Source organism: Streptomyces sp. NBC_00005, from assembly GCF_045160215.1.
Taxonomy (GTDB): Bacteria; Actinomycetota; Actinomycetes; order Streptomycetales; family Streptomycetaceae; genus Streptomyces.
In genome coordinates this window covers 7361101-7386100 of record NZ_CP108316.1, presented here as the reverse complement: position 1 = coordinate 7386100, position 25000 = coordinate 7361101, and the positions used below count along the sequence as shown (strand labels likewise).

The 25000-nt window shown below is 72.8% G+C and carries 25 protein-coding genes; 20 read left to right on the top strand and 5 right to left on the bottom strand.

Annotated elements, in window-relative coordinates; genetic code table 11:
• Nucleotides 1–2 precede the first annotated feature (2 nt).
• The 6 genes from OG303_RS33840 to OG303_RS33815 are packed head-to-tail and all read left to right on the top strand — an operon-like array spanning nt 3 to nt 4706.
• On the top strand, nt 3–1388 hold the full coding sequence (locus OG303_RS33840; protein WP_405873207.1) for a condensation protein: 1386 nt from the start codon (nt 3–5) through the stop codon (nt 1386–1388).
• Complete coding sequence (locus tag OG303_RS33835; protein WP_405873206.1) at nt 1385–2119, top strand: methyltransferase domain-containing protein; 735 nt, start codon at nt 1385–1387, stop codon at nt 2117–2119. Before OG303_RS33840 ends, OG303_RS33835 begins: the two co-directional genes overlap by 4 nt.
• A 23-nt stretch (nt 2120–2142) precedes the next feature.
• Nucleotides 2143–3084 (top strand): hypothetical protein, encoded by a 942-nt coding sequence (locus tag OG303_RS33830; RefSeq protein WP_405877622.1) that lies wholly within the window; start codon nt 2143–2145, stop codon nt 3082–3084.
• Entirely contained in the window at nt 3081–3314 is a 234-nt protein-coding gene (locus tag OG303_RS33825; protein ID WP_405873205.1) for a Trm112 family protein, read from the top strand. The genes OG303_RS33830 and OG303_RS33825 overlap by 4 nt, the downstream gene beginning before the upstream one ends.
• Nucleotides 3311–4141: an FkbM family methyltransferase gene (locus tag OG303_RS33820; RefSeq protein ID WP_405873203.1), complete on the top strand. Its 831-nt coding sequence runs from the start codon at nt 3311–3313 to the stop codon at nt 4139–4141. Before OG303_RS33825 ends, OG303_RS33820 begins: the two co-directional genes overlap by 4 nt.
• Complete coding sequence (locus tag OG303_RS33815; protein WP_405873202.1) at nt 4116–4706, top strand: hypothetical protein; 591 nt, start codon at nt 4116–4118, stop codon at nt 4704–4706. The genes OG303_RS33820 and OG303_RS33815 overlap by 26 nt, the downstream gene beginning before the upstream one ends.
• Here OG303_RS33815 and OG303_RS33810 read toward each other — a convergent pair.
• Complete coding sequence (locus OG303_RS33810) at nt 4696–6165, bottom strand: FAD-dependent monooxygenase (RefSeq protein ID WP_405873201.1); 1470 nt, start codon at nt 6163–6165, stop codon at nt 4696–4698. The two genes, OG303_RS33815 and OG303_RS33810, sit on opposite strands and share 11 nt — an antisense overlap.
• A gap of 189 nt (nt 6166–6354) precedes the next feature.
• Here OG303_RS33810 and OG303_RS33805 point away from each other — a divergent pair, with 189 nt between their 5' ends.
• On the top strand, nt 6355–7023 hold the full coding sequence (locus OG303_RS33805; RefSeq protein ID WP_405873200.1) for a TetR family transcriptional regulator: 669 nt from the start codon (nt 6355–6357) through the stop codon (nt 7021–7023).
• Here the strand turns inward: OG303_RS33805 and OG303_RS33800 are convergent.
• Nucleotides 6992–7861 (bottom strand): RimK family alpha-L-glutamate ligase, encoded by an 870-nt coding sequence (locus OG303_RS33800; protein ID WP_405873199.1) that lies wholly within the window; start codon nt 7859–7861, stop codon nt 6992–6994. The genes OG303_RS33805 and OG303_RS33800 overlap by 32 nt on opposite strands.
• A 240-nt stretch (nt 7862–8101) precedes the next feature.
• Between OG303_RS33800 and OG303_RS33795 the strand changes: the two genes are divergently transcribed.
• The 5 genes from OG303_RS33795 to OG303_RS33775 all read left to right on the top strand — a co-directional run bounded on the left by OG303_RS33795 (nt 8102) and on the right by OG303_RS33775 (nt 14089).
• Nucleotides 8102–9190 (top strand): MerR family transcriptional regulator, encoded by a 1089-nt coding sequence (locus tag OG303_RS33795; protein ID WP_405877620.1) that lies wholly within the window; start codon nt 8102–8104, stop codon nt 9188–9190.
• Between the two features lie 33 nt (nt 9191–9223).
• Complete coding sequence (locus tag OG303_RS33790) at nt 9224–9865, top strand: O-methyltransferase (RefSeq protein ID WP_405873198.1); 642 nt, start codon at nt 9224–9226, stop codon at nt 9863–9865.
• 64 nt (nt 9866–9929) lie between these two features.
• Entirely contained in the window at nt 9930–11375 is a 1446-nt protein-coding gene (locus tag OG303_RS33785; protein ID WP_405873197.1) for an acyl-CoA synthetase, read from the top strand.
• The gene (locus OG303_RS33780) at nt 11368–12789 is read left to right on the top strand and encodes a carboxyl transferase domain-containing protein (RefSeq protein ID WP_405873196.1); all 1422 of its coding nucleotides are present in this window, start codon (nt 11368–11370) and stop codon (nt 12787–12789) included. Before OG303_RS33785 ends, OG303_RS33780 begins: the two co-directional genes overlap by 8 nt.
• Nucleotides 12790–13000: 211 nt before the next feature.
• Nucleotides 13001–14089: a rod shape-determining protein gene (locus OG303_RS33775; protein ID WP_405873195.1), complete on the top strand. Its 1089-nt coding sequence runs from the start codon at nt 13001–13003 to the stop codon at nt 14087–14089.
• 63 nt (nt 14090–14152) lie between these two features.
• On the opposite strand, the gene OG303_RS33770 is transcribed toward OG303_RS33775, so the two are convergent.
• Nucleotides 14153–15100: an anti-sigma factor RsbA family regulatory protein gene (locus OG303_RS33770; protein WP_405873193.1), complete on the bottom strand. Its 948-nt coding sequence runs from the start codon at nt 15098–15100 to the stop codon at nt 14153–14155.
• A gap of 351 nt (nt 15101–15451) precedes the next feature.
• Here OG303_RS33770 and OG303_RS33765 point away from each other — a divergent pair, with 351 nt between their 5' ends.
• From OG303_RS33765 to OG303_RS33740, 6 genes are all read left to right on the top strand, one after another.
• The gene (locus tag OG303_RS33765; RefSeq protein WP_405873191.1) at nt 15452–16276 is read left to right on the top strand and encodes an ANTAR domain-containing protein; all 825 of its coding nucleotides are present in this window, start codon (nt 15452–15454) and stop codon (nt 16274–16276) included.
• A 404-nt stretch (nt 16277–16680) separates the two neighbouring features.
• On the top strand, nt 16681–17370 hold the full coding sequence (locus OG303_RS33760; protein WP_405873190.1) for a hypothetical protein: 690 nt from the start codon (nt 16681–16683) through the stop codon (nt 17368–17370).
• Nucleotides 17367–17975: a toxin gene (locus OG303_RS33755; RefSeq protein ID WP_405873189.1), complete on the top strand. Its 609-nt coding sequence runs from the start codon at nt 17367–17369 to the stop codon at nt 17973–17975. The genes OG303_RS33760 and OG303_RS33755 overlap by 4 nt, the downstream gene beginning before the upstream one ends.
• A complete protein-coding gene (locus OG303_RS33750; protein ID WP_405873187.1) occupies nt 17975–19165 on the top strand; it encodes an MAB_1171c family putative transporter in 1191 nt (396 codons plus the stop codon). The genes OG303_RS33755 and OG303_RS33750 overlap by 1 nt, the downstream gene beginning before the upstream one ends.
• The gene (locus OG303_RS33745; RefSeq protein WP_405873185.1) at nt 19158–20561 is read left to right on the top strand and encodes an NAD(P)/FAD-dependent oxidoreductase; all 1404 of its coding nucleotides are present in this window, start codon (nt 19158–19160) and stop codon (nt 20559–20561) included. The genes OG303_RS33750 and OG303_RS33745 overlap by 8 nt, the downstream gene beginning before the upstream one ends.
• A gap of 33 nt (nt 20562–20594) precedes the next feature.
• Nucleotides 20595–21083, top strand: a complete 489-nt coding sequence (locus OG303_RS33740; protein ID WP_405873184.1) for a hypothetical protein — start codon at nt 20595–20597, stop codon at nt 21081–21083.
• A gap of 41 nt (nt 21084–21124) precedes the next feature.
• Here the strand turns inward: OG303_RS33740 and OG303_RS33735 are convergent, their stop codons facing one another.
• On the bottom strand, nt 21125–21769 hold the full coding sequence (locus tag OG303_RS33735) for a response regulator (protein ID WP_405873182.1): 645 nt from the start codon (nt 21767–21769) through the stop codon (nt 21125–21127).
• A complete protein-coding gene (locus OG303_RS33730) occupies nt 21754–22998 on the bottom strand; it encodes a sensor histidine kinase (RefSeq protein ID WP_405873181.1) in 1245 nt (414 codons plus the stop codon). The genes OG303_RS33735 and OG303_RS33730 overlap by 16 nt, the downstream gene beginning before the upstream one ends.
• A 343-nt stretch (nt 22999–23341) precedes the next feature.
• On the opposite strand from OG303_RS33730, the gene OG303_RS33725 reads away from it, so the two are divergent.
• Nucleotides 23342–24658, top strand: a complete 1317-nt coding sequence (locus OG303_RS33725) for a serine hydrolase domain-containing protein (RefSeq protein WP_405873180.1) — start codon at nt 23342–23344, stop codon at nt 24656–24658.
• Nucleotides 24659–24746: 88 nt separating this feature from the next.
• Nucleotides 24747–24869, top strand: coding sequence for a hypothetical protein (locus tag OG303_RS33720; RefSeq protein ID WP_405873179.1), 123 nt, complete (start codon nt 24747–24749; stop codon nt 24867–24869).
• Nucleotides 24870–25000: the final 131 nt, after the last annotated feature.

The following is a 25000-nucleotide window of genomic DNA, read 5'->3' as shown; positions in this document are numbered from 1 at the left end:
GTATGACCGCACTCGAGCACCCCGCACGCGCCGACGGCCCGACCCGGCCGCCCGCCCGCATCCCGTTCCCCGTGGTGGACGAGGTCTCCCGGCACTGCCTGCAGGAGGCGGAGCCGGAGACGGTCCACATCGAGGTCCACCTCCCGGGACGCCTCGACCGCGACCGCCTCCGCACGGCGTTCGTGTCGGCCCTGCGCCGCCACCCCCGCATCCTGATGCGCGAGGCCTCCGGCCACTGGTACCGGCGCCGCTACGAGTGGGAACTGACGTCCGAGCCGGACGTGGAGGTCGTCAGCTTCCCGCAGGCGGGGCGGTGCGCGTTGCGGGACGCGAGGACACGGGCCCTGACGAAGGCTCCACCGCTGTCCCTTTCCCCGCCGATACGGCTGGAGGTGGTGGAAGGAGCAGGGCCGGCGGAAGGCAGCGAGGCGACGGACGCGGTGGGCGTGCCGTCCCGGCGCCACGCTCCCGAACCGCATCGCTCCAAAGGCACCGTCCTCTTCCTCACCATCAACCACACCGCCCTCGACGGCCCCGCCTGCCTCCGCGTCCTGGCCACCGCCGCCGAGATCTACGGCGGCCGGGACAACTCCCCCGCGGCACCCCCCGTACGCCCGCCCGACGCTCCCCAGGACCCCGTCGACACCCCCTCCAACTGGTCCCCACCCGCCCGCGTCGCCCCCGGCACCCCCGAACCCTCCCCCGGCAACGGCATGCTCGTCACCGACCTCCCCCTCCCGCACCGCCCGAAGGGCTCCCCCTACACGGTGAACGACCAGCTCATGGTCACCACCGCCCTCACCATCACCCACTGGAACAGGGAACACGGCGCCCACCCGCGCCCCCTGCGCATCACCATGCCCGTGGACGACCGCCCCCGGGACGCCACCATGCCCATCGGCAACGGCACCCGCCTGGTCGAAGTCCCCTTCTCCCCCGAGGACTTGGACGCGCACGGCCCCACCGACATGCCCGCCCTCCTCCGCCGCACGGCAACCCGCACCCGCGCCCTCAAGGCCCTCCCCCGCCCCCAACTCGGCCACGGAGCCGCCGTCCTGACCGCCCCCGTCACCCCCGTGGCCTGGCGCGCGGCCCTCACCCGGGGGCTGCGCAGAGCCGCCGGGCCCTGGACGTCGACGACCCTGCTCAGCAACATCGGCCGCGTCCCCTACCCCCTGGACTTCGGCGTGGAGGCGGGCCGTGCGCACGCGGTCTGGTTCTCGGCGCCCGCCCGCATGCCCCGCGGCCTCACCGTCACCACCGCCTCCACCGCGGGCCGCCTCCACCTCGCCCTGCGCTGGTCCCGCGCCCTGCTCAGCCACGGCGACGGCGCCCACCTGCGGGACCTGTTCGAGCACTACCTGCACTCCACGGAGGTGACCCCATGACCACCGCCCCGGTGCGCCACCCCGACCTCCGCGACTTCTACGAGGACCCCGCCGTCCCCGTCGCCTCCGGCACCCCCCGCAGCCTCCGCCAGGCCCGCATGCTGGCCGCCGCCCTCGGCCCGGCCACGGGCACACCGCGCACCGTCCTCGACATCGGCTGCGGGGACGGAACCGCGGCCGCCACCGCGGCCCCGCTGCTCCCCGGCCACCGCATCGTCGGCATGGACTGGTCGCAGGACGCCCTGACCCGGGCCCGTACCCACCTGTCGTACGCAGTGCGCGGCGAACTCACCGGGGGCGGGCTGCCGTTCAGGACCGCCTGCGCCGACGCCGTGCTGTTCAGCGAGGTCGTCGAGCACCTCGTCGACCCGGATACCGCGCTCGACGAGATCCGGCGGGTCCTGCGCCCGGGAGGTCACCTCATGCTCTCCACCCCGAACCTGGCCGCCTGGTACAACCGCGCCCTGCTGCTGGCGGGCGTGCAGCCCGTCTTCTCCGAGGTCAGCCTGCGGGCCATCCACGGCCGGCCGGGGAAGGAGGTCGTAGGACATCTGCGGCTCTACACCGCCCGCGCGCTACGGGAGTTCGTCGCCGCGTCCGGCTTCGAGGTCGTGGACCTGAAAGGCGCGCCCTTCCACGGCGTACCCCGCCCCCTGCGCCCCCTCGACCGGCTGGCCTGCTCAAGACCGTCACTTGCCTCGATCCTGCTGCTGCACGCGCGAAAGACATAGGGGGCGCGGCCATGTGGTGGGGAGTGGCGGCAGCCCTGGTGGCGAACCTCCTGTACAGCACCGGATTCGTGCTGGAGAAACGGGCGTTGGCCGCCCTGCCCGAGGTGACGGTCCGTCAACCGGCGCGGCTGCTGCGGCTGGTGCTCGGCAGCCCTCTGTGGATCGGCGGTTCGCTCGCCCTCGCCGCCGGTTTCGGCGCGCAGCTCGCCGTCTACCGGACGCTGCCGATCGCCGCCGCCCAGGGCATCTTCGTCTCCGGACTGGTCCTGCTCGTCCTGCTCTCGGCCCGGCTGCTGGGCGAGGAGACCACCGGACGGGAGCGGTACATGCTCGGCGCGATCCTCGCCGCGCTGCTCATGGTCGTGCTGTCGCTCAAGGAGGCCGGTCCGGGCGCCGACACGGTCAGCCGCAGCGCGCCGTATCCGCTGATCCTGCTGGTGTGCGTGCCCTCGCTGGCGGGCGGCGTGTGGCTCTACGGGGCCGCCGAGCGCCGCGCCCGCCACCGGCACCGCGCGCCGACCACGGGCGTGGAGTACGGGGTGGCCGTGGGCCTGCTGTACGGGGTCAGCTCGCTCGCCATCAAGGGCGTGTCGAGTTACCTGACGACAAGTGGGCTGGGACCTGCGGTAGTCGACCTGCTGGCGTCCCCGTACCCGTATCTCCTGCTGTTCACCGGCGCGTTCGGCCTGGTCCTGTCGCAGGCCGCGCTGCAACGCTGCCGAGCCTCGCTGATCGTGCCGGTGTGCACCACCGTGACCTGCCTGTACACGGCCGTCCTCGGCACGCTCTCGTTCGGCGAGGCGCTCCCGCACGACCCCTTGCGGCTCGCCCTGCGCCTGGCGGGCACCGCCCTCGCCGTCTCGGTCCTGCTGGCCATGCCCAAGCACGACCGGCCGACACCTCAGCCTCCACCTCCCTCTCCACCCCAACCCCCCATGGCCACCAAGGAGTTGACCCCTCCATGAAACCCGACGACCCGTTGCTGCGGATCCTGGCGTGCCCGCTCGACAAGGGCCCGCTGCACCTTCTCGTGCCGGACGGTCCCGCGGCCGACGAGGCCCTGTACAACCCGCGCCTGCACCGCCGTTACCCGATCGTCGACGGCATCCCGCAACTGCTGCCGTCGTCCGGCGAGCAGGTGTCGGACGACGAGCACGAAGCCCTTCTGGAGCGGCTGGAGCGGACGGCTCAGTGACTCCACCGCGCACTGTGGCCGCCCGGCTGGCCCCGCTCCTGCCCACCCGCCTGGTGGCCGCGGCCGCCAGGGCGGTCTACCCGCGCTTCGAGCCCGAGCTGGCCCGGCTGGCCGACCTGTGCCCGCCCGGCTGCGGCACGGCTGTGGACGTCGGCGGCTGGTACGGCCCGTGGACCCGGCGCCTCGCCGGCCGCGCCCGCCAGGTGGTGACCGTCGAACCGGTCCCCCACCTGGCCCGCCTCCTCACCTCCGCCGCCCCGCCGAACGTCCGCGTCGTCCAGGCCGCCGCCTCGGACCGCCCGGGCACGGCCCGCCTGTGGCTCCCGCCGGACGACGTCGGCGACCGGGGCGTGTCCTCCCTGGTGCGCCGCGACATCCACGCCCGCGCCCTGCACGTCCCCTGCGTCACCCTCGACGAACTCGGCCTGCGCGACGTCGACTTCATCAAGATCGACGTGGACGGCAGCGAACTCGCGGTGCTGCGCGGCGCGACGGGCCTGCTGGCCCGCGACCGCCCGGCCCTGTTCGTGGAACTGGAGTCCCGCATCCAGCCGATCGGCCCCGTCGTCACCTATCTGTCCCTGCTCAGATACGACGGCTGGGTGCTGCCCGGCTCGACCTGGGTACCGCTCGCGAAGTTCCCCCTGGAGGCACATCAGGAGAGCGCCTCGCACGTCGTCGCCCAGGGCCTGCTGGGCCGCGTCCTGCCCTTCCGCAACCACCCGCGCTACGTCAACTCGGTCCTCTTCCTCCCGGACGGCCGCCGTCCGGGTGTCAGTGCCGTGCGCGACCATGGTTCCCATGCCGTCCGCGAAACGCCCCGCTAGCCCCTTCACCGCAGTCGACTTCCAACTGGTCCTGCTGCGCCGCATGGCCGACCACAACCCGGACCTGGTGGAGGACGCCCGCCACGAACTGGGCGTCTCCATCGCCGACATGAGAGAGGCCAACAAGCGCTGGCAGGCGATGCTGCACTCCCCCCGCGGGCGAGCCGCCGCCTCCCGCTACCGCTCCGTCCTCGGCGCCCCGGAGTCGTCCGTCTCCCGCCGGATCGGCGACCTGGACTGCGAGGCGTGGCTCTGGCCCGTCCCCCTCTGGCCCGACCTGCGCTTCGAGGTACTGCTCGCTCCGAACGGCGCCGTCTGGAACGAGTGGCTGGTCCGCGCCCCGGGCGCCGAGGGCCCTGCCCTCCGCACCCTCGACGACCTCACCCCCTGGTCCTGCACGGTCGACGAGGCGGCCCGCGCCTTCGCCCCCGTCCGCCCCCTGGAGGGCACGGCCCCGACCCGCTGGGGTCTGGCGTTCACGGCCCCGGACGCGGCGGGCGTGCGGCGGGAAGTGGCGGCCGAATTCACCTGGGGGCTGCTGCAGCGCACGGCGGTCAACGGCTGAACCACGTCCGCAGAGCGGTCTCCAGCCCCTCGACGTCCGGCTCGGCCCCGCCCGCCCAGGCGATCGCCCCGTCCGGACGGACCAGTACGGCGTCGAGACCGTCGTAGGCGATGGACTCGACCTGGACGAGTTCGACCCGCCCCCGCCAGGGCCCGGCCGGCCGCACGTCCGGTGCGAGCAGGACGGGGAGCCCGCCCCGGGTGTACCGGCTCAGGTGTTCCTCGCGCGTGCCCGCCTTGAAGGTCAGGTCGGGGCAGTGCCGGCCGACCAGCGGGTGCGTGCTCCGGTACGGGAAGTCGTACGCGTCGGCGAGTCCGGACATCATGTCCCCGAGGCGGCGGTTGACCTCGGGCAGGTCCATCAGGTCGGAGAAGACGTCACGCAGGGCGTCGGTGTGCGGACCGGGGGCCAGCAGGGCGGACTGGGCGCGGGTGTTGTGCAGGACCCGGGCGCCGACCGGATGACGTTCGCCGGTGTAGCTGTCGAGGAGGCCCGGCGGGGCGTCGCCGCGCACCTCGGCGGCCAGTTTCCAGCCGAGGTTGGCCGCGTCCATCAGGCCGAGGTTGAGTCCCTGGCCGCCCATCGGCGAGTGGACGTGGGCGGCGTCTCCGGCGAGCAGGACGCGGCCGCGGCGGTAGGTGGCGGCCTGGCGGGCGTGGTCGGTGACGCGGAGGGTCTCGCCCGTGATGGCGACCGTGACGTCGACGCCCGTGACCCGGCGGACGCTGTTCTGCAGTTCCTCGGCGGTGAGCGGGGCCTCGCGGTCCTCGGGCGTGTCGCCGTAGTCGAAGGTGGCGAGCATGCCGGGGCCGTAGTGCAGGATGCCGCGGGGCTGCCGCCCGGCCGGCGGGAGCCGATCGGCGCCCTCGAGGATGTCGGCCTCGGCGCGGCGCGTCGTCATGGTCGGGGCCGTACCCGGGAAGGCGAAGCCGGTGAGGCGGCGCACGGTGCTGCGGCCGCCGTCGCAGCCGACCACGTGCCCGGCGCTCAACCGGTGCTCGCCGTGCGGGGCCACGACCGTCAGAGTCACGGTGTCGTCGTCCTGCGCGAGGCCGGTGACGGTGTGCTCGCGGCGGATCTCGACGCCGAGCCCGGTCGCGTACTCGGCGAGCAGCACCTCCAGTTCCGGCTGCCAGATCCACACGCCCCGGCGGTCGGGTTCGTCCTGGAGGTCCGGGTCGATCTTGAAGATGGCCGAGAAGTGGCCCTTCTCGCTGCCGTGGTCGCGGGCCTTGTCGGCGGTCCCCGCGGCTCCGTGCGCGGCCAGCCGCTCGCCCAGGCCACGGCGGGCCAGCGCCTCGGCGGCGAGCGGTCCGACCCCGCGCGCCTTGCGCTGCGGCGACGGGGCCGCGAGCCGTTCGAGGACCAGCGGTACGGCGCCCGCCAGGCGCAGTTCGGCCGCGAGCAGCAGTCCGACGGGCCCTGCTCCGACCACGATCACATCGGCGTCGTGGGTCATGCCCCACCCCTCCTTAACAAGTTAAGCGCACGGTCCCAACGCTCCCCTTAACTTGTTAAGCTGTCAAGCGCGGCCATCGAGCCGAACCGGCTGCCCTCACAGCGAGCCGGACCGCCTGTCATCGGGCGCCGCCGGCCACCGGGCGAGCGAGCCGAACCGGCGGGACCAGCGGGAAAGGACCGAGAACGGTTGGCCATCGACAAGGACCACGCGGCACGCACCGCCCTGCGCCTGCTCGACGCGGAAGGGCTGGAGAAGCTCACCGTGCGCCGCCTGGCCCGCGAACTCGGCGTCCAGGCCCCCGCGTTGTACTGGCACTTCGCGAACAAGCGCGCCCTGCTCGACCACATGACGGACGCGATGCTGGCGCCCGCCGCCGCACGCCTGGGCCACCCGCGCCCCGGGCAGCCCTGGTGGGAGTGGCTGGAGGAGACCCTCACCGGCCTGCGCCGCGCGCTGCTCGCCCACCGGGACGGCGCCGCGGTCGCCTCCGCCGCCGACCTGCGCCGGGCTCTCGCCCTCGGCCTGCACGCCGAGCGCATCACGGAGGTGCTGTACGAGTCGGGTTTCGCCCTGGCCGACGCCTCCCGCGCGGCCGGAGCGGCGATCCACTTCCTCGTCGGCCGCGTGGTCGAGGAACAGTCGCGCGGCGACGCGGAGACCGAGCGCGCGATGATCGCCGACGCGGACTTCCCGTTCCCGTTCATGGCCCGCTCACTGCACGCACGGCACGCGGCCGCCGCCACCCCGGACGACGACTTCGGCTACGCCCTGGCGATCGTCGTCACCGGCCTGCGCACCCTGCACGCGGACGCCGCCGCCACGGCTACCGCGCGGCCGCCAGAATCGCGTCCCTGACCACCGCCGCCGACCCGGGATGCAGGTCGAGGAAGAGATTCGGCTCGACGAGCTCCAGCTCCATCACCCGCGGCTCCCCGTCCTCGCCGTCGACGAGGTCCACGCGCGCGTACAGCAGCTCGGGCGCATCCGGTACGGCCGCCAGGGCCCGCTCCGCGACCGAGAGCTCCGCCGGGGTCGGGGTCCACGGCACCAGGTCCGGATGGGCCACCTTGTCGGCGTCGTACGCCGTGCCCGGCGCCAGCACCGCACCCTTGCGGCTGGCGTGCAGGAACCGCCCGCCGAAGAACTGCAGCGCCCGCTCTCCGCTCACGTCGATGCCGGCCAGATACGGCTGCACCATCGCCGTCAGCCCCTCCTCGTGCATGCGCGCGAGATGCCGTACGGCCGTGTCGTGGTCGCCCGGCAGGTAACGGGCGGCGTACCGGGCGCCCGCGCCCGAGGTCGGCTTGACGACGTACTCGTGGTCACCGGGCAGGTCGGGGGCGTCGCCGGGCGCGAGATACCGGGTCGGCACGACGGGCACGCCGGCCGCCGTCAGGTCCCCGAGGTACCGCTTGTCGGTGTTCCAGCGCACCACCTCCGCCGGATTGGCGAGCCTGGTGACCGCCCCGCACTTCTGCGCCCACGCCACGAACTCGCCCGCCCGCCAGCTGTAGTCCCAGGTCGACCGGATGACGACCAGGTCGAACCCGCCCCAGTCGGTGCCCGTGTCGTCCCAGGGCACGGCGACGGCCTCGGCCCCGGCGTCCCGCAACTCCCGCACCAGCACCGGAAGCCCGCGGTCCTTGCTGGGCAGCGGCCCGGGGTCGTAGGTGGCGAGTGCGACACGGGGCACGGGGGGCCTCCAGTCTCGTAGGTCATACGGCTGCTGCATGCAGCTTCTGCATACGGCTGCCGCACACCGCCGCTTCATACGGCGGTGGATCGCTTCGCAGGCTAACCGGGGCACCTGCAACCGAAGCAACCGGATTGACCTTCCCCCTCGGTGAAGCCCCAGCATCGACGACGGGAACGGAACGGCTTCGAGGTGCATTTCGAGCTGCACATGGAGGTGCCTGTGGAGGCCCGTACGGCCATGCTCACGATCGGCGCCTTCGCGCGCGCGTGCCGGCTGTCGCCGAAGGCCCTGCGCCTCTACGACGAACTGGAGCTGCTGCGCCCCGCCCGGGTCGACCCGCACACCGGCTACCGCTACTACGCGGTCGAGCAGCTGGAGCAGGCCCGGCTGGTGGCGTGGCTACGGCGGCTGGGCATGCCGCTGGCCCGCATCCGTGAGGTGTGCGCCCTCGAACCGGCGGCCGCCGCCGCGGAGATCCGCGCCTACTGGGCGGAGGTCGAGGCGGAGACGGCGGCACGGCGGGACCTCGCCGCGTTCCTGGTGGACCACCTGCAGACGGAACCGCGAAAGGACACCACGATGCTGGAACTGCGCTACTTCGCCCACTCGGACCGCGGCCGGGTACGCCCCGCCAACCAGGACACGGCCTACGCGGGCACCCGGCTGCTCGCGGTCGCCGACGGATTCGGCCCGGCAGGCGCACCCGCGAGCAGCGCGGCGGTCGAGGCGCTGCGCTTCCTGGACACGGACGAGCTGCCGGCGGGGAATGTGCTGAACCTTCTGGAGGAGGCGGTGCGGGGGGCGACGGATGCGGTCCGTGCCATGTCACATGGCACTGACAGTGGTGTGTCACATGCCACCGCCGATGCCATGTCACATGGCACCGCCCCGAACGGCACCACCCTCACCGCCCTCCTCTGGACGGGCTCCCGCCTGGCCCTCGTCCACATCGGTGACTCCCGCGCGTACCTGCTCCGCGACGGCACCCTCTCCCGCATCACCCACGACCACACAGTGGTCCAGTCGCTGATCGACGAGGGCCGCCTGACCGAGGAGGAGGCCACGGCCCACCCCCAACGGTCCCTGCTCCTCAAGGCCCTGGGCACCGCGACCCCGGACCTGCGCCTGCACGACGCCGCCCCCGGCGACCGCTATCTCCTGTGCTCGGACGGCCTGTCCGGCGTCGTGTCCGACGACCGGATCCAACGGCTGCTCACCGCCTCCGCCCCGGACGAGGCCGTACACGCCCTGCTGGACGCCGCGAACACGGCTGGCGGCCCGGACAACATCAGCTGTGTGGTGGCGGACGTGGTGGACGCGGCCTGACCAACTCCCTTTCCCGTACGGCAGGATCGGTGCATGTCGGTCTCCGGAACGGACGCGTACGACGGGCAGACCCATCTGCCGCCGCTCGTCGAGCGAGCCCTGACCGCCGCCCGGGCCCATGGCTTCCCCTACTCCTGCCGGCCCGAGCAGGACCGCCTGCTGCACGCCCTGGCGGGCGGGGCGAAGGAGGTCGTCGGGGAGACCGGGACGGCCTGCGGGGTCGGGCCGGCGTGGCCGGCCTCGGGCGCGCGCGAGGGCGTACGGCTGGTCGGCGTGGAGCGGGACCCGGAGCGGGCCCGGATCGCCGCCGGGGTCTTCGCCGACCGGCCGGAGGTGCGGGTGATCACCGGGGACTGGCGGCGGATCGCCGAGGACGCCCCGTACGACCTGCTCGTGCTGGACGGCGGCGGCACGGGCAAGACCCCGGGCGACGATCCCGCCGACCCGGCCGGGCTGCTCACCCCGGGCGGCATCGTCGTGATCGACGACTTCACCCCGGCCACCGCCGACCCGCCGCTGCACGACGGGGAGGTGGACCGGCCCCGCCTCCACTGGCTGCGCCATCCCGCCCTGCACACGATCGAGATCCCGTTGTCCCACGACCTGGCCACCCTCGTGGGCACCCGGCGCCGGCATCGACCTGGTACGGCGGCGCATGACGCCGAGGCCCGATGATGGTCGTGCCCGGCATCGAGGCCTCGAGCAAGCAGTGACCGCCGAACAGTCAGGAGTACGAAGCGTGACCTCCCTCTTCCCGGCCCTGGACAGCCCGAGCGAGCGGATCGCCCTGCGGTTCGGCGACCGGTCCCTGACGTACGCCGAGCTGGCCGCGGCGACCGGCGCCCTGGCGGAACGCCTCGCGGGCAGCGGCCGTATCGCGGTCTGGGCCACGCCGGCCCTGGAGACCGCGGTCGCCGTGGTGGCGGCACTCCGGGCCGGCGTCGCAGCGGTGCCGCTCAACCCCAAGTCGGGCGAGAAGGAGCTCGGGCACATCCTGTCCGACAGTGCGCCGACGGTGGTGCTGGCGGCACCCGGCGATGAACTCCCTTCGTCGGTAAGCGCGTTGGAGCGCGTCGATGTGGACGTCAGCGGCACGGGGAGCATCGCCCCCGCCCCCTCCGTCGGCGACGAGGATCCCGCCCTGATCGTCTACACCTCCGGCACGACCGGCCCGCCCAAGGGCGCCGTCCTGCCCCGCCGGGCGATCTCGACCACGCTGGACGCGCTCGCCGACGCCTGGCAGTGGACGGGCGACGACGTGCTCGTGCACGGGTTGCCGCTCTTCCATGTGCACGGGCTGGTGCTGGGCATCCTGGGCCCGCTGCGGCGCGGCGGATCCGTCCGGCATCTGGGCCGGTTCGGCACGGAGGGGGTGACGCGGGAGCTGAACGACGGCGCGACCATGCTGTTCGGCGTGCCGACGATGTACCACCGGATCGCCCAAGCCCTGTCCGAGGAGCCGGAGTTGGCGAAGGCGCTGGGGCGGGCCCGGCTGCTCGTGTCGGGTTCGGCCGCCCTCCCCGTGCACGACCACGAGCGCATCACGGCCGCGACGGGACGACGGGTCGTCGAGCGGTACGGCATGACGGAGACGCTCATGAACACCAGCGTGCGGGCGGACGGCGAGGCGCGTGCGGGCACGGTGGGGGTGCCGCTGCCGGGCGTCGAGCTGCGGCTCGTGGAGGAGGACGGTTCGGCCATCACCTCGTACGACGGCGAGACCGTGGGCGAGATCCAGGTCCGCGGCCCGAACCTCTTCACCGGTTACCTCAACCGGCCCGACGCGACGAAGGACGCTTTCACCGCCGACGGCTGGTTCCGCACCGGGGACATGGCGGTGCGCGATCGTGACGGGTACGTCCGTATCGTCGGCCGCAAGGCCACCGACCTGATCAAGAGCGGGGGTTACAAGATCGGGGCGGGTGAGATCGAGAACGCGCTGCTGGAGCATCCGGGGGTGCGGGAGGCGGCGGTCACCGGGGAGCCGGACGCGGACCTGGGTGAGCGGATCGTGGCCTGGGTGGTGCCGACCGATCCCCAAACACCGCCGAGTGCCGAGGAATTGGCCGACCACGTGGCCTCCCGCCTCGCCCCGCACAAGCGCCCCCGCGTCGTGCACTACCTCTCCGTCCTCCCCCGCAACGACATGGGCAAGATCATGAAGCGGGCCTTGAGCCGTGACTGAGCGCCTTTCCGCCCGCGCGTTCCTGACCCTGGTCGCGGACGACTCCACGTTCACCGAACTCCCTTACCCGGCAAGGGACTCCAAGCCCGACGGCCCTCTCGCCTGGCAGGGCTACGACGCCTCGCGCGCCCGCGCCGCGGAGCGCACCGGCGAGCACGAGTCCGTGGTGTGCGGCACCGCGAGCGTCGCGGGCACGCGGGTCGTTCTGATCGCCTTCGAGTTCGGCTTCCTCGGCGGCTCGCTCGGCGAACGCACCGGCGACAGGCTGGAGGCGGCGTACACGCACGCCCGCACGCACCGCCTCCCCGTCGTCCCGCTCGTGGCCACCGGCGGCAGCCGCATGCAGGAGGGCATGCTCGCGCTGACCCAACTCCAGCGCGTGGCCCGCCAGTCGGCGCTGACCCGCGAGGCGGGCCTGCCCCAGATCGCGGCGCTCCGGGACCCCACGACGGGCGGCGGCTGGGCCACCCTCGGCGCGGGCGCCGACGTGATCCTCGCCCTGCCGGACGCGCAGGTCGGCTTCGCGGGCTCCCGGGTCCGCCCACCGGACGCGGACCCGGCGGCGTACCGGGCGGAGGCCCAGGTGACGGCGGGCGCGGCCGACGCGGTGGTACCTCCGACGGAACTGCGGGAGACACTGGGCCGCTGGCTACGACTCCTGACGGGCGGCAAGGCGACACCCGCGCGCTCGCCGACGACACCGGAAGGCCTCGCCCCTGCTCCCGTGCCCGCCGCTCTGGGTTCCGTCGACCTGCCCGGCACCGGCTGGGACGCCGTCCGGCGTGCGCGTTCCGTCGAGCGGCCGCGTGCCGCGAGCTATCTGGACGCCTACTTCACGCACCGTGCCGCCATCAACGGCGACCGCTGCGGCGGGGCCGATCCCGACGGGATGCTGTGCGGCTTCGGGGAGCGGGACGGCCGTACCGTCGCCTACGCCGCGCAGACCGGGACCGCGACCCGGCCCGCCGGCTACCGCACCGCCGCCCGCCTGATCCGCCTCGCGGACCGGCTCCGCATCCCGGTGCTGACCCTGGTGGACACCCCGGGTGCGGCCAACGACGCGGAGGCGGAGCGGCAGGGCGCGGGCGCCGCGATCGCGGACCTGTTCGGCGCGGTGGCGGCCGCCCGTACGCCCATCACCACGCTGCTGATCGGCGAGGGCGGCTCCGGCGGCGCGCTGGCGCTGGCCGCGTCCGGCAACACCTGGGCCACACCGGACAGTTACTTCTCGGTGATCGCCCCGGAGCTCGCGGCAGCGATCCTCAAGCGACCGGCCGACCAGGTGGAGGCGACAGCCGATCAACTCCGCATCCGACCGCAGGACTTGGTGGATCTGGGGGTGATCCGGGGCATCGTCGGACCCGAACCGGAACCCGAACCCGACTCCCCGGCCCACCCCCGGGGCGAGGCATGAACGGACCCCCTTTATCTGACGTTTACATCGGTACATAAGCGACAAACCCCCATTCAGCCGCACCCCCACCCGGCCCCCCATAAAAGGCGCTCCCGGCCTCCCCACCCGCACGATGCCTAAGAGGCCCGCCACCCGGCGGCCCCACGGAACGAGGCCCGCCACCCCACCGGCGGCCCCCACCCCACGGTCTGCGCTCTCGGGAGGACCTTCCATGACCGCCAGTCTGGAGCAGTTGCGCCGCTGCCATTTCGCCGTCGATCTGGGGGCGGCCCGGACCCGCGTCTACGTCAAGGGCGCCGGCCTCGTCGTCGACCAGCCGTCCGCCGCCGCCGTGAACACCCGTACCGGCGCCCTCATCGCCGTGGGCGAGTTCGCCGAGAAGATGAAGGGCCGCACCCCGGACTACATCCGCGTCGTGCGCCCCGTGTCCGGCGGCACCGTCGTCGACATCGAGATGGCGCAGCGCATGCTCCGGCAGCTGCTCGGCGACAGGATCCGCCGCGCCCTGCGCCGCAAGCCCTTCCTGCGCGCCGCGGCCTGCACCCCGCACGACGCCGACCCGCTGGCCCAGCGGGCGGCCATCGAGACGCTCGTCGGACTCGGCGCACGCCGCGTGGAACTCGTCGACACGCTCATCGCCGCCGCCGTGGGGTGCGGACTGCCCGTGGAACAGCCCGAGGCCACCATGATCATGGTGTGCGGGGCCGCGGCCACCCAGGTGGCCGTGCTCTCCCTCGGGTCGATCGTGACCGCCGAGCGCGTTCCCGTCGGCGGCGAGGCCGTCGACCACGCGATCGTCCAACACCTGCGCCACGAGCACGAGTTGATGCTCCCCAGCCAGTCCGTACGACCGCTGCAGCTCGCCCTGTCCGGCAACGGTCTCACCCTCCAGGGGCCGGCGTCCACGGAGATCCACGGGCGGGACGTGGCCACCGGGCTCGCCCGTTCCGTACAGGTCGACACCGCCGCGGTGCGCGGCGCGATCGAGACGCCGCTGACCGCCGTACTCGACGGCATCGGCAGGGTGCTGCGGGCCTGCCCGCCCGACCTGGTCGCCGACCTCGTCGACCGCGGGATGACGATGGTGGGCGGGAGCGCGCTGCTCCCGGGCCTAGACCAGATGCTGCGGCAGGCCACCAACATGCCCGTGCACATCGCCGAACGGCCCGACGTGTGTGCCGTACAGGGCCTGGGCTACATGCTGGAGGGCAAGATCGAGCCACTGGCACTCGACACGAACGCCACCGAGCCCCCGAAGAAGCAACACCGCAGAGACGACACCGCAGGAACTGCGTCGTAGAGACCACGTCGTAGAAGACCCGTCGAAGAGACCGCACCGCGGAAACCGCAGCCGTGGAACAGGTCAACGGGCGAACCAGCAGCGGACCGTGGTGCCGCCGGGACCGGTGTGCACGCGGACGAGGTCCGCGACGAGGTTGACCATGAGGAGCCCGCGGCCACCGCGCTGTTCGCGGGCGGCGGGCCGGCGTCCGGCGAGCGGGTCGGTGAGGTGGCCCTTGTCGCGCACCTGGCACAGCACGTACCCGTCCTCGGCCCACACCCCGAGCGAGCCCGAACCGCCGCCGTGCACCACGCTGTTGGTGGCCAGTTCGGCGGTGGCCAGCGCCAGGTCCTCGACGCGGGCGGGCGTGAGACCGAGCCGTACGCCCTCGTCGATGGCGAGGTGCCGGGCCTCGGCGAGGGAGTCGTCGTCGAAGCGGAAGGGCACCACGTCCACCGCGGGCGGCAGCGGTTCGTTGTAGCGGGCCATGACGGCGTCGGGGGCGTAGGCCCCGCTGTCCTCCTTCCGCCCGGACCCGGCCCGGACGACGGTGGGGTGGGTGGCGTACGCGTCGGCGACGGCCTGCGGGTCGAGGCGCCGGGTGTCGTACGGGCACAGGACGGTCGCGCTGCGACCCCGGAAGGCCGCGTTGATCAGCGCCTCGTGCTGGACGCAGGCGGGGTACTCGATGGGTGTACGGCCAGCCCAGATCGGTTCGCCGATGATGCTCACGCGCGCGCCGGACGGCTGGGCGTCGGCGAAGGCGCGCAGCACGGCGGGGATGATCCGGCCGGGGTTGCGTCCGACCACCCGCATGTCCAGGAACCGCACGGAGTCGGCGTCGGCGCCCAGTCCGTCCCGGATCAGCCGGAGGTTCTCCGCGGGCACGGCCACGGCCACGGGTTCGCCGGCCGCGAGGGCGTCACGGACGAAGGGCACGGTGCCCGCGACGTATTCGTCCTCGTCGCCGTAGAAGAGGGCGCGGTGCAGGAAAGGGTCGAGGGTGGCGAACGACTCGGTGGCGCTCATGACGTCGACACCGCGACCACGGCCTCGACGAAGGTCACGGCCGACAGTTCCAGTCGGTCCACCCGCCCACCGCCGTCCCGTCTGTCTCACGAGCTTCCCCGATGTGAGGCGCGTACCCCCGACGGGCGGCTGTCATTCCCTCGGCAGGGGTGTATTCCAAGGGGCTCGGGGCAGGTGCACGGTCAGCACCGCCGGGCCCCCGCAGAGCTGGGTGGGGAAGGCTCCCTGGATGCTCCACGGGCGGATGTCCGGCGGCGAAGAGGCACGCGACATCACCGGCGATCGCCGGCCTGAAGGACCGTGAAGAACACTGTCGGGGACCATCGAGGCGGGGACCACCAAGGCGGGGACATGACCTCAGCGGCACACACACCGCTCGCGGGGCGGCTGAACACCCTGGTCATCGACGGCCGCGTGGACGCGGGCCGGGCCGTACTCGTTCCGCGGGGAGAGCTCGTCCACGGCTGCGCGGACACCCTGGCCAGGACGCTGAAGGACCTGCCGGCCGACACCAGCCGGGTGGACCTGGACATGGGCGGCGTCGTCTTCATGGACACGGCGGGACTGCAGTTCCTGGACCTTCTGGACTCCTACGGCCACCGACACCGCATCCCGGTACGGGCCACGCACTGGAACGGCCAGCCCCGCCGAATCCTGGAGCTCGCCGGCCTGGACACGAGCGACCCCCTGCACCACACGGCCGACCCGTCCGACCCGTCCGGCCTGTCCTGCCCATCGGACTTGCCCTACCCGTCCGACGCGTCCGACCTCTCCGCCCTCTCCGACCTCTCCCTCTCCAACCCGGAACCCGGCCCGCCCGCCGCCTCCGCGGTGGCTCTGGAGCGCGCCGAGCAGCTGGACGTACTGCGCGAGGAGGTCGAGCAGCTGCGGCGGGCGATCGTCTCCCGCCCGGTCATCGACCAGGCGCGCGGCGTCCTGATGGCCACCCACGCCTGCACCTCGGACGAGGCGTGGAACGTCCTGCGGGAGGCCTCCCAGCTCTCCAACACCAAGCTGCGCACGGTGGCCGCGGCGGTCACGGCCGGCGCGGAGACCGACGGCCCGGCCCCTCCGCAGGAGCTGCGCCGGGCCCTGCGCACGGCGATCACGCGCTGCCTGGGCCGCCCTCGCCAGGACATCGTCACCACGACGCCGATACGCCAGGATCCGTCCTGACATCGGTACGGCACGATCCGTACATCAATACGGCAGGATCCGTCCCGAAGGTGTCCTGCGGTCGATCGTGGTGTCGCGGGGCGCGGAGGGCCGGCGGTTGACGCGGACGCGGATCTGGCGGTTCATGACGCCCTCCTCGGGCCTCGGGACCTACTGGCTGACATGAACCAGCTGGTCCGTGCGGCATCCCGGCACATCGTGCCCACGGAGGCACATGCACTGCCTCCGCAGCAGGAGCAGACCCGGGTCCTCTACTCCCCCGGGAGGAGGATGCCCCCTGGGCGCCTGTCCAACTCAACGATCGTTTTTTGGCCGATAAACGATCGTTGAGAGACCGGGGAGTACCCCTAGGCTGCGAGGCGCACCGCACCACAGTCGTCGATCTCCGGCTCAGGGAGCACCTGGTGGAGCCACCCACGCATCTCCCCGAGACTCTTCGGCGCCTCGCCGCGCTCGCCGAAGAACAGGGCCTGGCCCGGTCGGACCTGCTCGACCCGCGCGAACTGGCGGCCGGGACGGCCCTGCCCGAGAGCACCGTGCGCACCCTGCTGAAGGGCGGCACCGCTCCGGCCGACAAGGTCAACGACCGTGTCTGCACCCGCCTCAGCACCCTGGCGGACGCCCATCTGGCGCGTACGGGCGGCCGTATGTCGGATCTCGCCGCCGACATCCACCGACGTCTGGGCGTCTCCGAGTACTGGGCGCGTCAGGTGTGCGCCGGCAAGAAGGTGCCCAGCGTCGAATTCCTGCACGGCCTGGTGGAGTTCTTCGGCGTCGAGGGAGGAGAGGCGTTCTTCACGGCACCGGCCGCCGAAGCTCTGGACCGCGTACTGCTGCCCGTCCTGCGGAAGTTGGAGGGCCGGGCCGAACAGCCGGATCCCGTACGGGCCTTGATGGACCGTTACGGCGTACAGGCCGCCGACCTGCGGCGGCACGGCGCGATGACACCGGAGCAGCTGGACCGGCTCCTGGAAGGGGTCATCAGATCGGCGATACCGCAGGAAGCCCAACAGGCCGGGGTCTCCCGCGAATTCGGCACATCCCGCTCATCCCGTGAATCCCGTGAATCCCGGGAGAAGGACACCATCCGATGACCACCACCAAGGCGATGAAGTCCCTGCTGGCCGCCCTGGGCAAGGAGGCGTCGAAGTCGATCTCACGGCCGGCGGAACCGAGGGCCGTGATGGAGGGGTTCTGCCGGGCCATGAGTGTCCGCGCCGGGCGGCCGGTCCAGCTGGTGTTCCGGGCGTTCCCGCCGGAGATCCCCGTGTCGGGCATGCGCCTGGACTGCGGGGACCGATCCATCATCGTGGTGGAGGAGGGCACGGTCGCCGAGGCCCAACTGGTCATCCTGGGCCACGAGTTGTGGCACGAGGAGCAGGGCTCCTGCGACGGCCACGCCGTCGGCCCGGCGGCCGCACGCGCCCTCACCGGCGGCCAGACGCCCGAGGCGCTGCGGCTGGCCGCACAGCAGGTCCTCGCCTCCGAGGAGGTCCCCCGCGGGCTGTGCCGTACGGTGGCGGCGCGGTCCGCCTCGGCCGACGATCACGAGGTGGACGCGGAGACGTTCGGCCTGCTCTTCGGCCGCGAGGTGCGCACCTGGATGACCGGGCGGTACGCGCAGGGCCCGGTCACACCGGCCACGGTGGAGGGCCGTATCAACCTGTCGCTGAGCAACCGCGGCGGTCGCATCCTCTGATGGACCCTCGCTTCCACATCCCGTACGCCGTGCCCACCGCACTGCTGGCGACGGCGCTCGTCGTGAAGCTCCCGACGTTCGTGCGTGCCTGGCGCGATCCCGACGTACGGGCGACGACCCTGCTGCTGACCTGGGCCACGGCCGTCCTCGTCGTCATCACACCCGTCAACATCGAGCGGCTCAACGATCTGACGGGCGTGCCCAACATCGCCTCGCCCTGGGCCTATTCGTTCCTGACCGCGTTCTGCGCCACCGGCCTGACGATGATCATCCGGTGGCGCGAGGAGCCGTCCGAGCGCCGCCGCCGCAGGATGCGCCGCATCTACTGGGCGTACGCGGGCGTGGTCGTCGCTCTGTGGGGGACGTTCCTGCTGGCCGACGCGCCCGAGCCGCGGATCTACGACCTGGACACCTACTACGCCGACACGCCGTGGATGCGCGAGCACATCCTGCTCTATCTGACCGCGCACATGGTGTCGTGCCTGGTCGCCGCCTCCATGCTGTGGAAGTGGTTCCCGGAGGTCGAGAACCGCTGGCTGAAATCGGGGGTCGTCCTCCTTCAGCTCGGCTTCGCGTCCGGCCTGCTCTTCGACGCGGCGAAACTGACGGCGGTCGGCGCCCGCTGGTCGGGCACCGACTGGGATGCCCTCAGCACCACCGCGGCCCCGCCCTTCGCGCTCATGGAAGCGGCCCTGGTGGCGCTCGGGTTCCTGGTGCCGCAGGTGGGACCGTTTCTGCAGAGGTGGGTCCGCGACCAGCGCGAACACCGGCGGCTCCGGCCGCTGTGGCGGGCGGTGCACGTCCTCGGAGCGTCGGCCGCACCGGCCCGCCTCGGCTTCTGGGCCCCGCTGGACCTGCGCCTGATGCAGCGCCGCCAGCGCATCCACGACGCCCTGCGCCTGCTCAACCCGTACGTCGACCACGTCCTGTACCAACGGGCCTACGAGGCCGCACTGCCCGCCGACGACGAGGCGAGGGCGCGAGGGGTGGCCGGCGCCGTCGCGGTCCTCGCCGCGCTCGACGCCCGGCGCGCCGGAGCCCCGCCCGCGGCCGGCGCCGGGTCCGCGCAGGCCGGCGCCCAGGTGACCGGCGACATCGAGTCCGTCTCCCGGGCGCTGCGGCGCCCTCGCACCGTCGGCGCCCTCCGCCGACGGCTGACCAGCACAGAAAGCACGATCACCCATGCCTGACAGACTCACCGCCCGCCGGCCCTCCGCCGTCGTCATCGGCGGCAGCATCGCCGGCCTGTTCGCCGCGGCCGTGCTCGCCGAGTTCGCCGACGTCACGGTCGTCGAGCGGGACGCGCTGCCCGAGGGGCCCGAGCCCCGCCGCGGCGTTCCCCAGGCCCGGCACGCGCACCTGGTGTGGAGCGGTGGCGTCGGGGCCTTCGACGAGCTGCTGCCCGGCCTCGTCGAGGAGCTCGTCGCGAAGGGCGCCCGGCTGGTGCACATCATGGGCGACATGGTCTCCCGGGCCCCCAACGAGATCTGGTTCCGCCGTTTCACGGCCACCCACCACCGCAACCTGGTGTGCTCCCGCGACCTGCTCGACGCGGTGATACGCGCCCGCGTCCTCGCCGACGACCGCATGACGCTCCGTCAGAACACCACCGCCCTGGGCCTGGAGGGCGACGCCGCCCGCGTGACGGGCGTCCGCGTCCGCACCGGCGACGAGGAACTCACCCTGTCCGCCGATCTCGTGGTCGACGCCTCCGGCCGCGGCTCCCACGCACCCCGCTGGCTCACGGACCTCGGCCTGCCGCAGGTCACCGAACGCGAGGTGAACGCCGGCGTCGCCTACGCCACCCGTCTCTACCGGGCCCCGGGCACATCCGCCGCCGGCGACTTCCCGATCGTCAACGTCCAGGCGAACGCCGCGAAGGCGCCCGGCCGGGGCGGCATCATCCTGCCCGTCGAGGGCGACCGCTGGGTCGTCACCCTGTCCGGCACCCGTGGCGGCGAACCCGGCGCCGACCCCGAAGCCTTCGCGGACTTCGCCCTCGCCCTCGGCGACCCGGTCATCGGCGAACTGATCAAGGACGCCGAGCCGCTCGGCGCCGTCGCCACCACCCGCAGCACCGCCAACCGGCGCCGCTACTTCGAGAAGATGCGGCCCTGGCCCGACGGCTTCACGGTCCTCGGCGACGCGATCGCCGGTTACAACCCGGTCTACGGCCACGGACTCACCGTCGCCGCCCAGTGCGCCCTCGCCCTGCGCACCGTCCTGAGCTCCGCCTCCCTCACCGCGCCCGGCACCGCCCGCCGCGTCCAGCGCGCCGCAGCCCGCCCGGTCGCCACCGCCTGGGACCTGGCCGTGGGCCAGGACGCGTTCTACCCCGGCGCCACGGCCACGCCCCCGACCGCCCTGCAACGCTTCCTCGCCCGCTTCGTCGACCACGCCGTCGCCACCGGAGCCCGCAACCCGCGCGCCCTCGGCGCCCTCCTCGACGTCATGAGCCTCGAGAAGCCCGCGACCCGCCTCTTCTCGCCCGACATGCTGATCCCGATGCTGTTCGGCCCGAGGAAGCCGCACCTGCAGGCCCCGCCCCTGACCGAGGCGGAACGGAAAACCGCCGCTCCGCACTGACGTCCGCGGACCGCCGAGGCGCACACTGGAGCCATGCGGATACGCACACCCCCGGGCACCGTCCGGTGGCACCGTGCCGTACGGAGCCTCGCGCGCCTCCACCACCGCCCCGCCCCGGCCCGCCCGTCGCGCCCGGCCCAGCTGCGCGCACTGGTGGCCGTCCTGGACGAGGCGGTCGCCGCGCAGACCCCGGCCGACGCGGCGGTGGCCGCCTGCGGCGAACCGGGGCCCGTCTCCCGCCAGACGGCACGCGCGTGCGGCCGGCAGAGCATCACCCTGCACCGTCTGCGCACGCGACTGCAGGACCTCGAACTCACCGAACCGGACCTGGTACGGGCGCAGGCCCACGCGGCACGGTTGCTGGCCTACGACCTCTGGATGCTGCGCGAGTCCCTGAACCTGGCCTTCACGGTCCACCGGGAGCCCCGCACCGAGGCCGCCCGCCTGCGCGTCAACGGCCTGGGCCGCCACGCCGACGACCTACGCCGCCTGCGCGACGGACTCCGCGCGGAGGCGGGCTGACTCCCCTGCCTCCGCGCCGACTTGAGTCGTTCGGTGGCGAATCAGCCTTCCAGGTAGGCGAGTACGGCGAGGATCCGGCGGTTGTCGTCCTCGGACGGTTCGAGTCCGAGCTTGGTGAAGATGCTGTAGCTGTGCTTGCTGACGGTCTTCTCGCTGACGAACATCCGGCCGGCGATGGCGGCGTTGGAGCGGCCCTGCGCCATCAGCGAGAGCACCTCGTGCTCACGCGGGGTCAGCTCCAGCAGGAGCGGGTCCGCCGAGCGGTGTGTGAGGAGGGCCCTGACCACGTCGGGATCCATGACCGTGCTGCCGGCGGCGACCTGCCGGATGTTGGCGACGAACTGGCCGACGTCCATCACCCGGTCCTTCAACAGGTAGCCCACCGCCCCGGCGCGGTCCGACATCAACTCCCTGGCGTACAGCTGCTCGACGTACTGCGAGAGCACCACGACGGGCAGGCCGGGGATCCGCTTGCGTACGTCGATCACGGCGCGCAGGCCCTCGTCGGTGAAGGTCGGAGGCAGCCGTACGTCGACCACCGCGACGTCGGGCCGGTGGGTGGTCAACGCCCTGATCAGGGAAGGGCCGTTGTCGACGGCGTCGACGACCTCGAAGCCGTTGGCGCGGAAGATCCTGATCAGGCCCTCCCGGAGCAGGGCGAGGTCTTCGGCTATGACGATGCGCACGGCAGCGACATCCTTATCTCGGTGGGTCCGCCGGGCGGACTGTCGGCGGTCAGGGTGCCGTCGAAGGCCGCCAGCCGGCGCGCGATGCCCCGCAGGCCGGTGCCGGTTCCAGCGTCGGGGCTGGCGCCGCCGCGACCGTCGTCCCACACCCGCATCGTCAGCAGCCCCGCCCTCCTGTCCGGATGGGGCGTGAACTCCACGGTGATCCGGATGTGTTGGGCCTGCGCGTGCTTGATGGCGTTCGTCAGGGCCTCGGCGACGGCGAAGTAAGCCGCGGACTCGACCGGCGCGGGCAGCCGTCCGGGCAGGCGGGTGACCACCGTCGTCGGTATCGGGTTGGCCAGGGCCAGGGCCTGCAGGGCGCCGTCCAGGCCCCGGTCCGCGAGCACCGGCGGATGGATGCCGCGTACCAGGTCGCGCAGTTCGGCCAGGGCGCCGGCGGTCGATGCGCGGGCCTCGGCCAACAGTTCCTGGACGGCCTGCGGATCGTCGTGCAGGAGCTGTTCGGCCAGACCCAGACTCATGCCCAGCGACACCAGTCGGGCCTGCGCGCCGTCGTGCAGGTCCCGTTCGATACGGCGCAGTTCGCCCGCCTGGATGTCGACGGTATCGGCCCTCGATGCGGCCAAGTGCGCGACACGGGCCCGCAGTTGGGCCTGCGCGGTCGGCGCCAGCAGGGAGCGGATCACCAGGGCGTCGAGGTTCGCCAGCCGCGCGGCGGTGGCGTACCAGAGCAGGAAGAACACCGGGCCGAGCGGAACCAGCGCGAACGACTCCTGGACGCTGTGCAGACGAAAGCCGTTGCCCAGCGGCGTACGGAACACCTCGGCAGGGGTCAGCGCGTACAGCAACGGATAGCTCAGGTAGAAGACGCCGGCGAGGAAGAGCAGGAACGACAGCCCGTAGGTGAACCATCCGGTGATCGAGTTGACCACCAGCCAGGCCCAGTCCCGCCAGGTCGCCGGGTCACGCAGGATCGCCCACAGCCGTACCGGCCAACTGCCGTCGGGCGTCGGCAAGTAGGGACGTTCCACCGGTTCACCGAGCCGGTCGGCGGCCCACTGGCGGTGCAGATCGGCGAACCAGCGCACCAGGACGGTCGACAGCAGGGTCAGTGGTACGCCGACCCCGAGCGCTACGACCGCCACCGAGGTGATCCAGAGTGTGAGCAGACCGAAACCCAGGACCGCGCCGAGCAGCAGCACCAGGGACCAGCCCAGCAGGGTCATCCGCGGGGCGAGACCGGAACGCAGGGCGAGACCGACGCGCGGGGCGAGCCCAGGTCGCGGGGCAACACCGGTAGCGGGACGTTCCCCCGACTGCGGTGTGCCACGGGGGGAATGACGCTCGCCGGAGTAGGTCATCACGCTCCATCGTCGTGCCTCGGGCCAGAAGTTGATGATGACCGGCGGGCCGACGTCCGCGCACTGGGGTTACCTCCACCATCGCGGGGGCCCAGCACCCGTGTTCTCCGTCCCCGTGGCCGGGAGGCTGGAGCGGTCGGAAGGCGTGGCGCGGCACAAGCCCCACGCGGATTCGATCGACCCATCCCCCTGTCCAGGAGGACACCTCATGCCCCGGAACACGCCCTACCCGCCCAACCCGCGCCCCGCTCGGCGGGCATACCTGACCCTGGCCCTGGCCACGGCACTCACGGCTTCGCTCACGGCCTGCGAGACGTCCGCCGCGGCGCAGGGCACCGCCCACACCCCGACCGGACGACCCAGCGCGGTAACAACCCAGGAAGCCCAACTGGCAAGGCTCGCCCAGCAGAACGTGGCCGCCGGAGCCCCCGGCGTCGTCGTACGTATCGACAAGGGCAACGGGCCGGCGATCGCGATCACCCGGCAGGCGCCCTGGACCAGGGCCGACCACACGCTCGCCGCGAGCGACGAGTTCCGGATGGGTTCCAACACCAAGACGATGGTCGCCACCGTGGTTCTCCAACTGGTCGCCGAACACCGGCTCCGGCTGACCGACCCGGTGGAGAAATGGCTGCCCGGCCTCATCCCGAACGGGTCCGCGATCACCCTGCGGATGCTGCTCGACCACACCAGCGGCCTGTCCAACTACACCTACGACCCCGACGTCCTGAAGGCGTTCACCGGTCAGGACCCCAGGCAGTGGACCCCCGAGGACCTGATCGCCGCGGCCGTCCGGCACGACCCGCTGTTCGTGCCCGGTACCGGCTACTCCTACAGCAACACCAACTACGTAGCGCTCGGCCTGGTCGCCGAGAAGGCCACCGGACACAGCCTGAGCGACCTGATCCAGAAGCGGATCGCCAAGCCGCTGCACCTGAAGAACACCTACCTGGTCACCGACTCCGGTGACGTGACGAAGAGCCCCGATCTCGCCCACGGCTACGAACCCGACGCCGCCCACCTGGCCCCTGTGCTTCCCGCCGGCACGCCCGCCGGGACGGCGTTCGTCGGCCCCGCCCGGCCCGCCGGCTACGTCGACACCACCCGGATCAACCTCAGCACGGAATGGGCCGCCGGGGGCATGGTCTCCACCGCGCAGGACTGGGCCCGGTTCGACACCGCGCTGATGTCCGGCAAGCTCCTGCCGCCCGCCCAGCTCAAGGAAATGAAGACCACGGTCGCGGAGGAGAGCGGCAACCCGAACCGCTACGGCCTCGGCCTGGAGAAGAAGGTCACCCCCTGTGGCACCGTCTGGGGCCACGACGGCCAGGTCCCCGGCTACTCCAGCTGGGACTACACCGACAACACCGGCCGACGCACCGTCTCGGTCTTCACCACGACCATCTTCGGCATCGCGAACCCCAAGACCGCCGCCACCAACCAGGCCCTCCTGAACGCCGCGATCTGCACGATGCTCGACAAGCCGATCCCCACCACACCCACGCCGGCGCCGACCGACTCCTGAGCCCTCACCACCACGCCAGGGTCGACACAGCCGCGCCGCCCAGGTGCGTACGTCGGACCTACTGGCCGATTCCCACAGCCTGGTGATCATGCAGGGGTCCTACCGCGCTGCGAGCACGCTCCGCCTCGCCGCCGGACAGCCCCTGGTGTGCCACCGCTCGGAGCCGACCACCCAGTTCGTCGTGGGGGCCTCGACCGCCCCACCGTGGTGAGCGCCGTATGCCCCGGGTGAGGCGGTCGAGCGCTTCGTCGATCTTCCCGCGCAGGTCGCCCTGCCGGTAATGGCGTGCTGCCGCGGACGGTTGTTGTGCGGTCACGGGAACGTCCTTCCGGTCATGGGTGA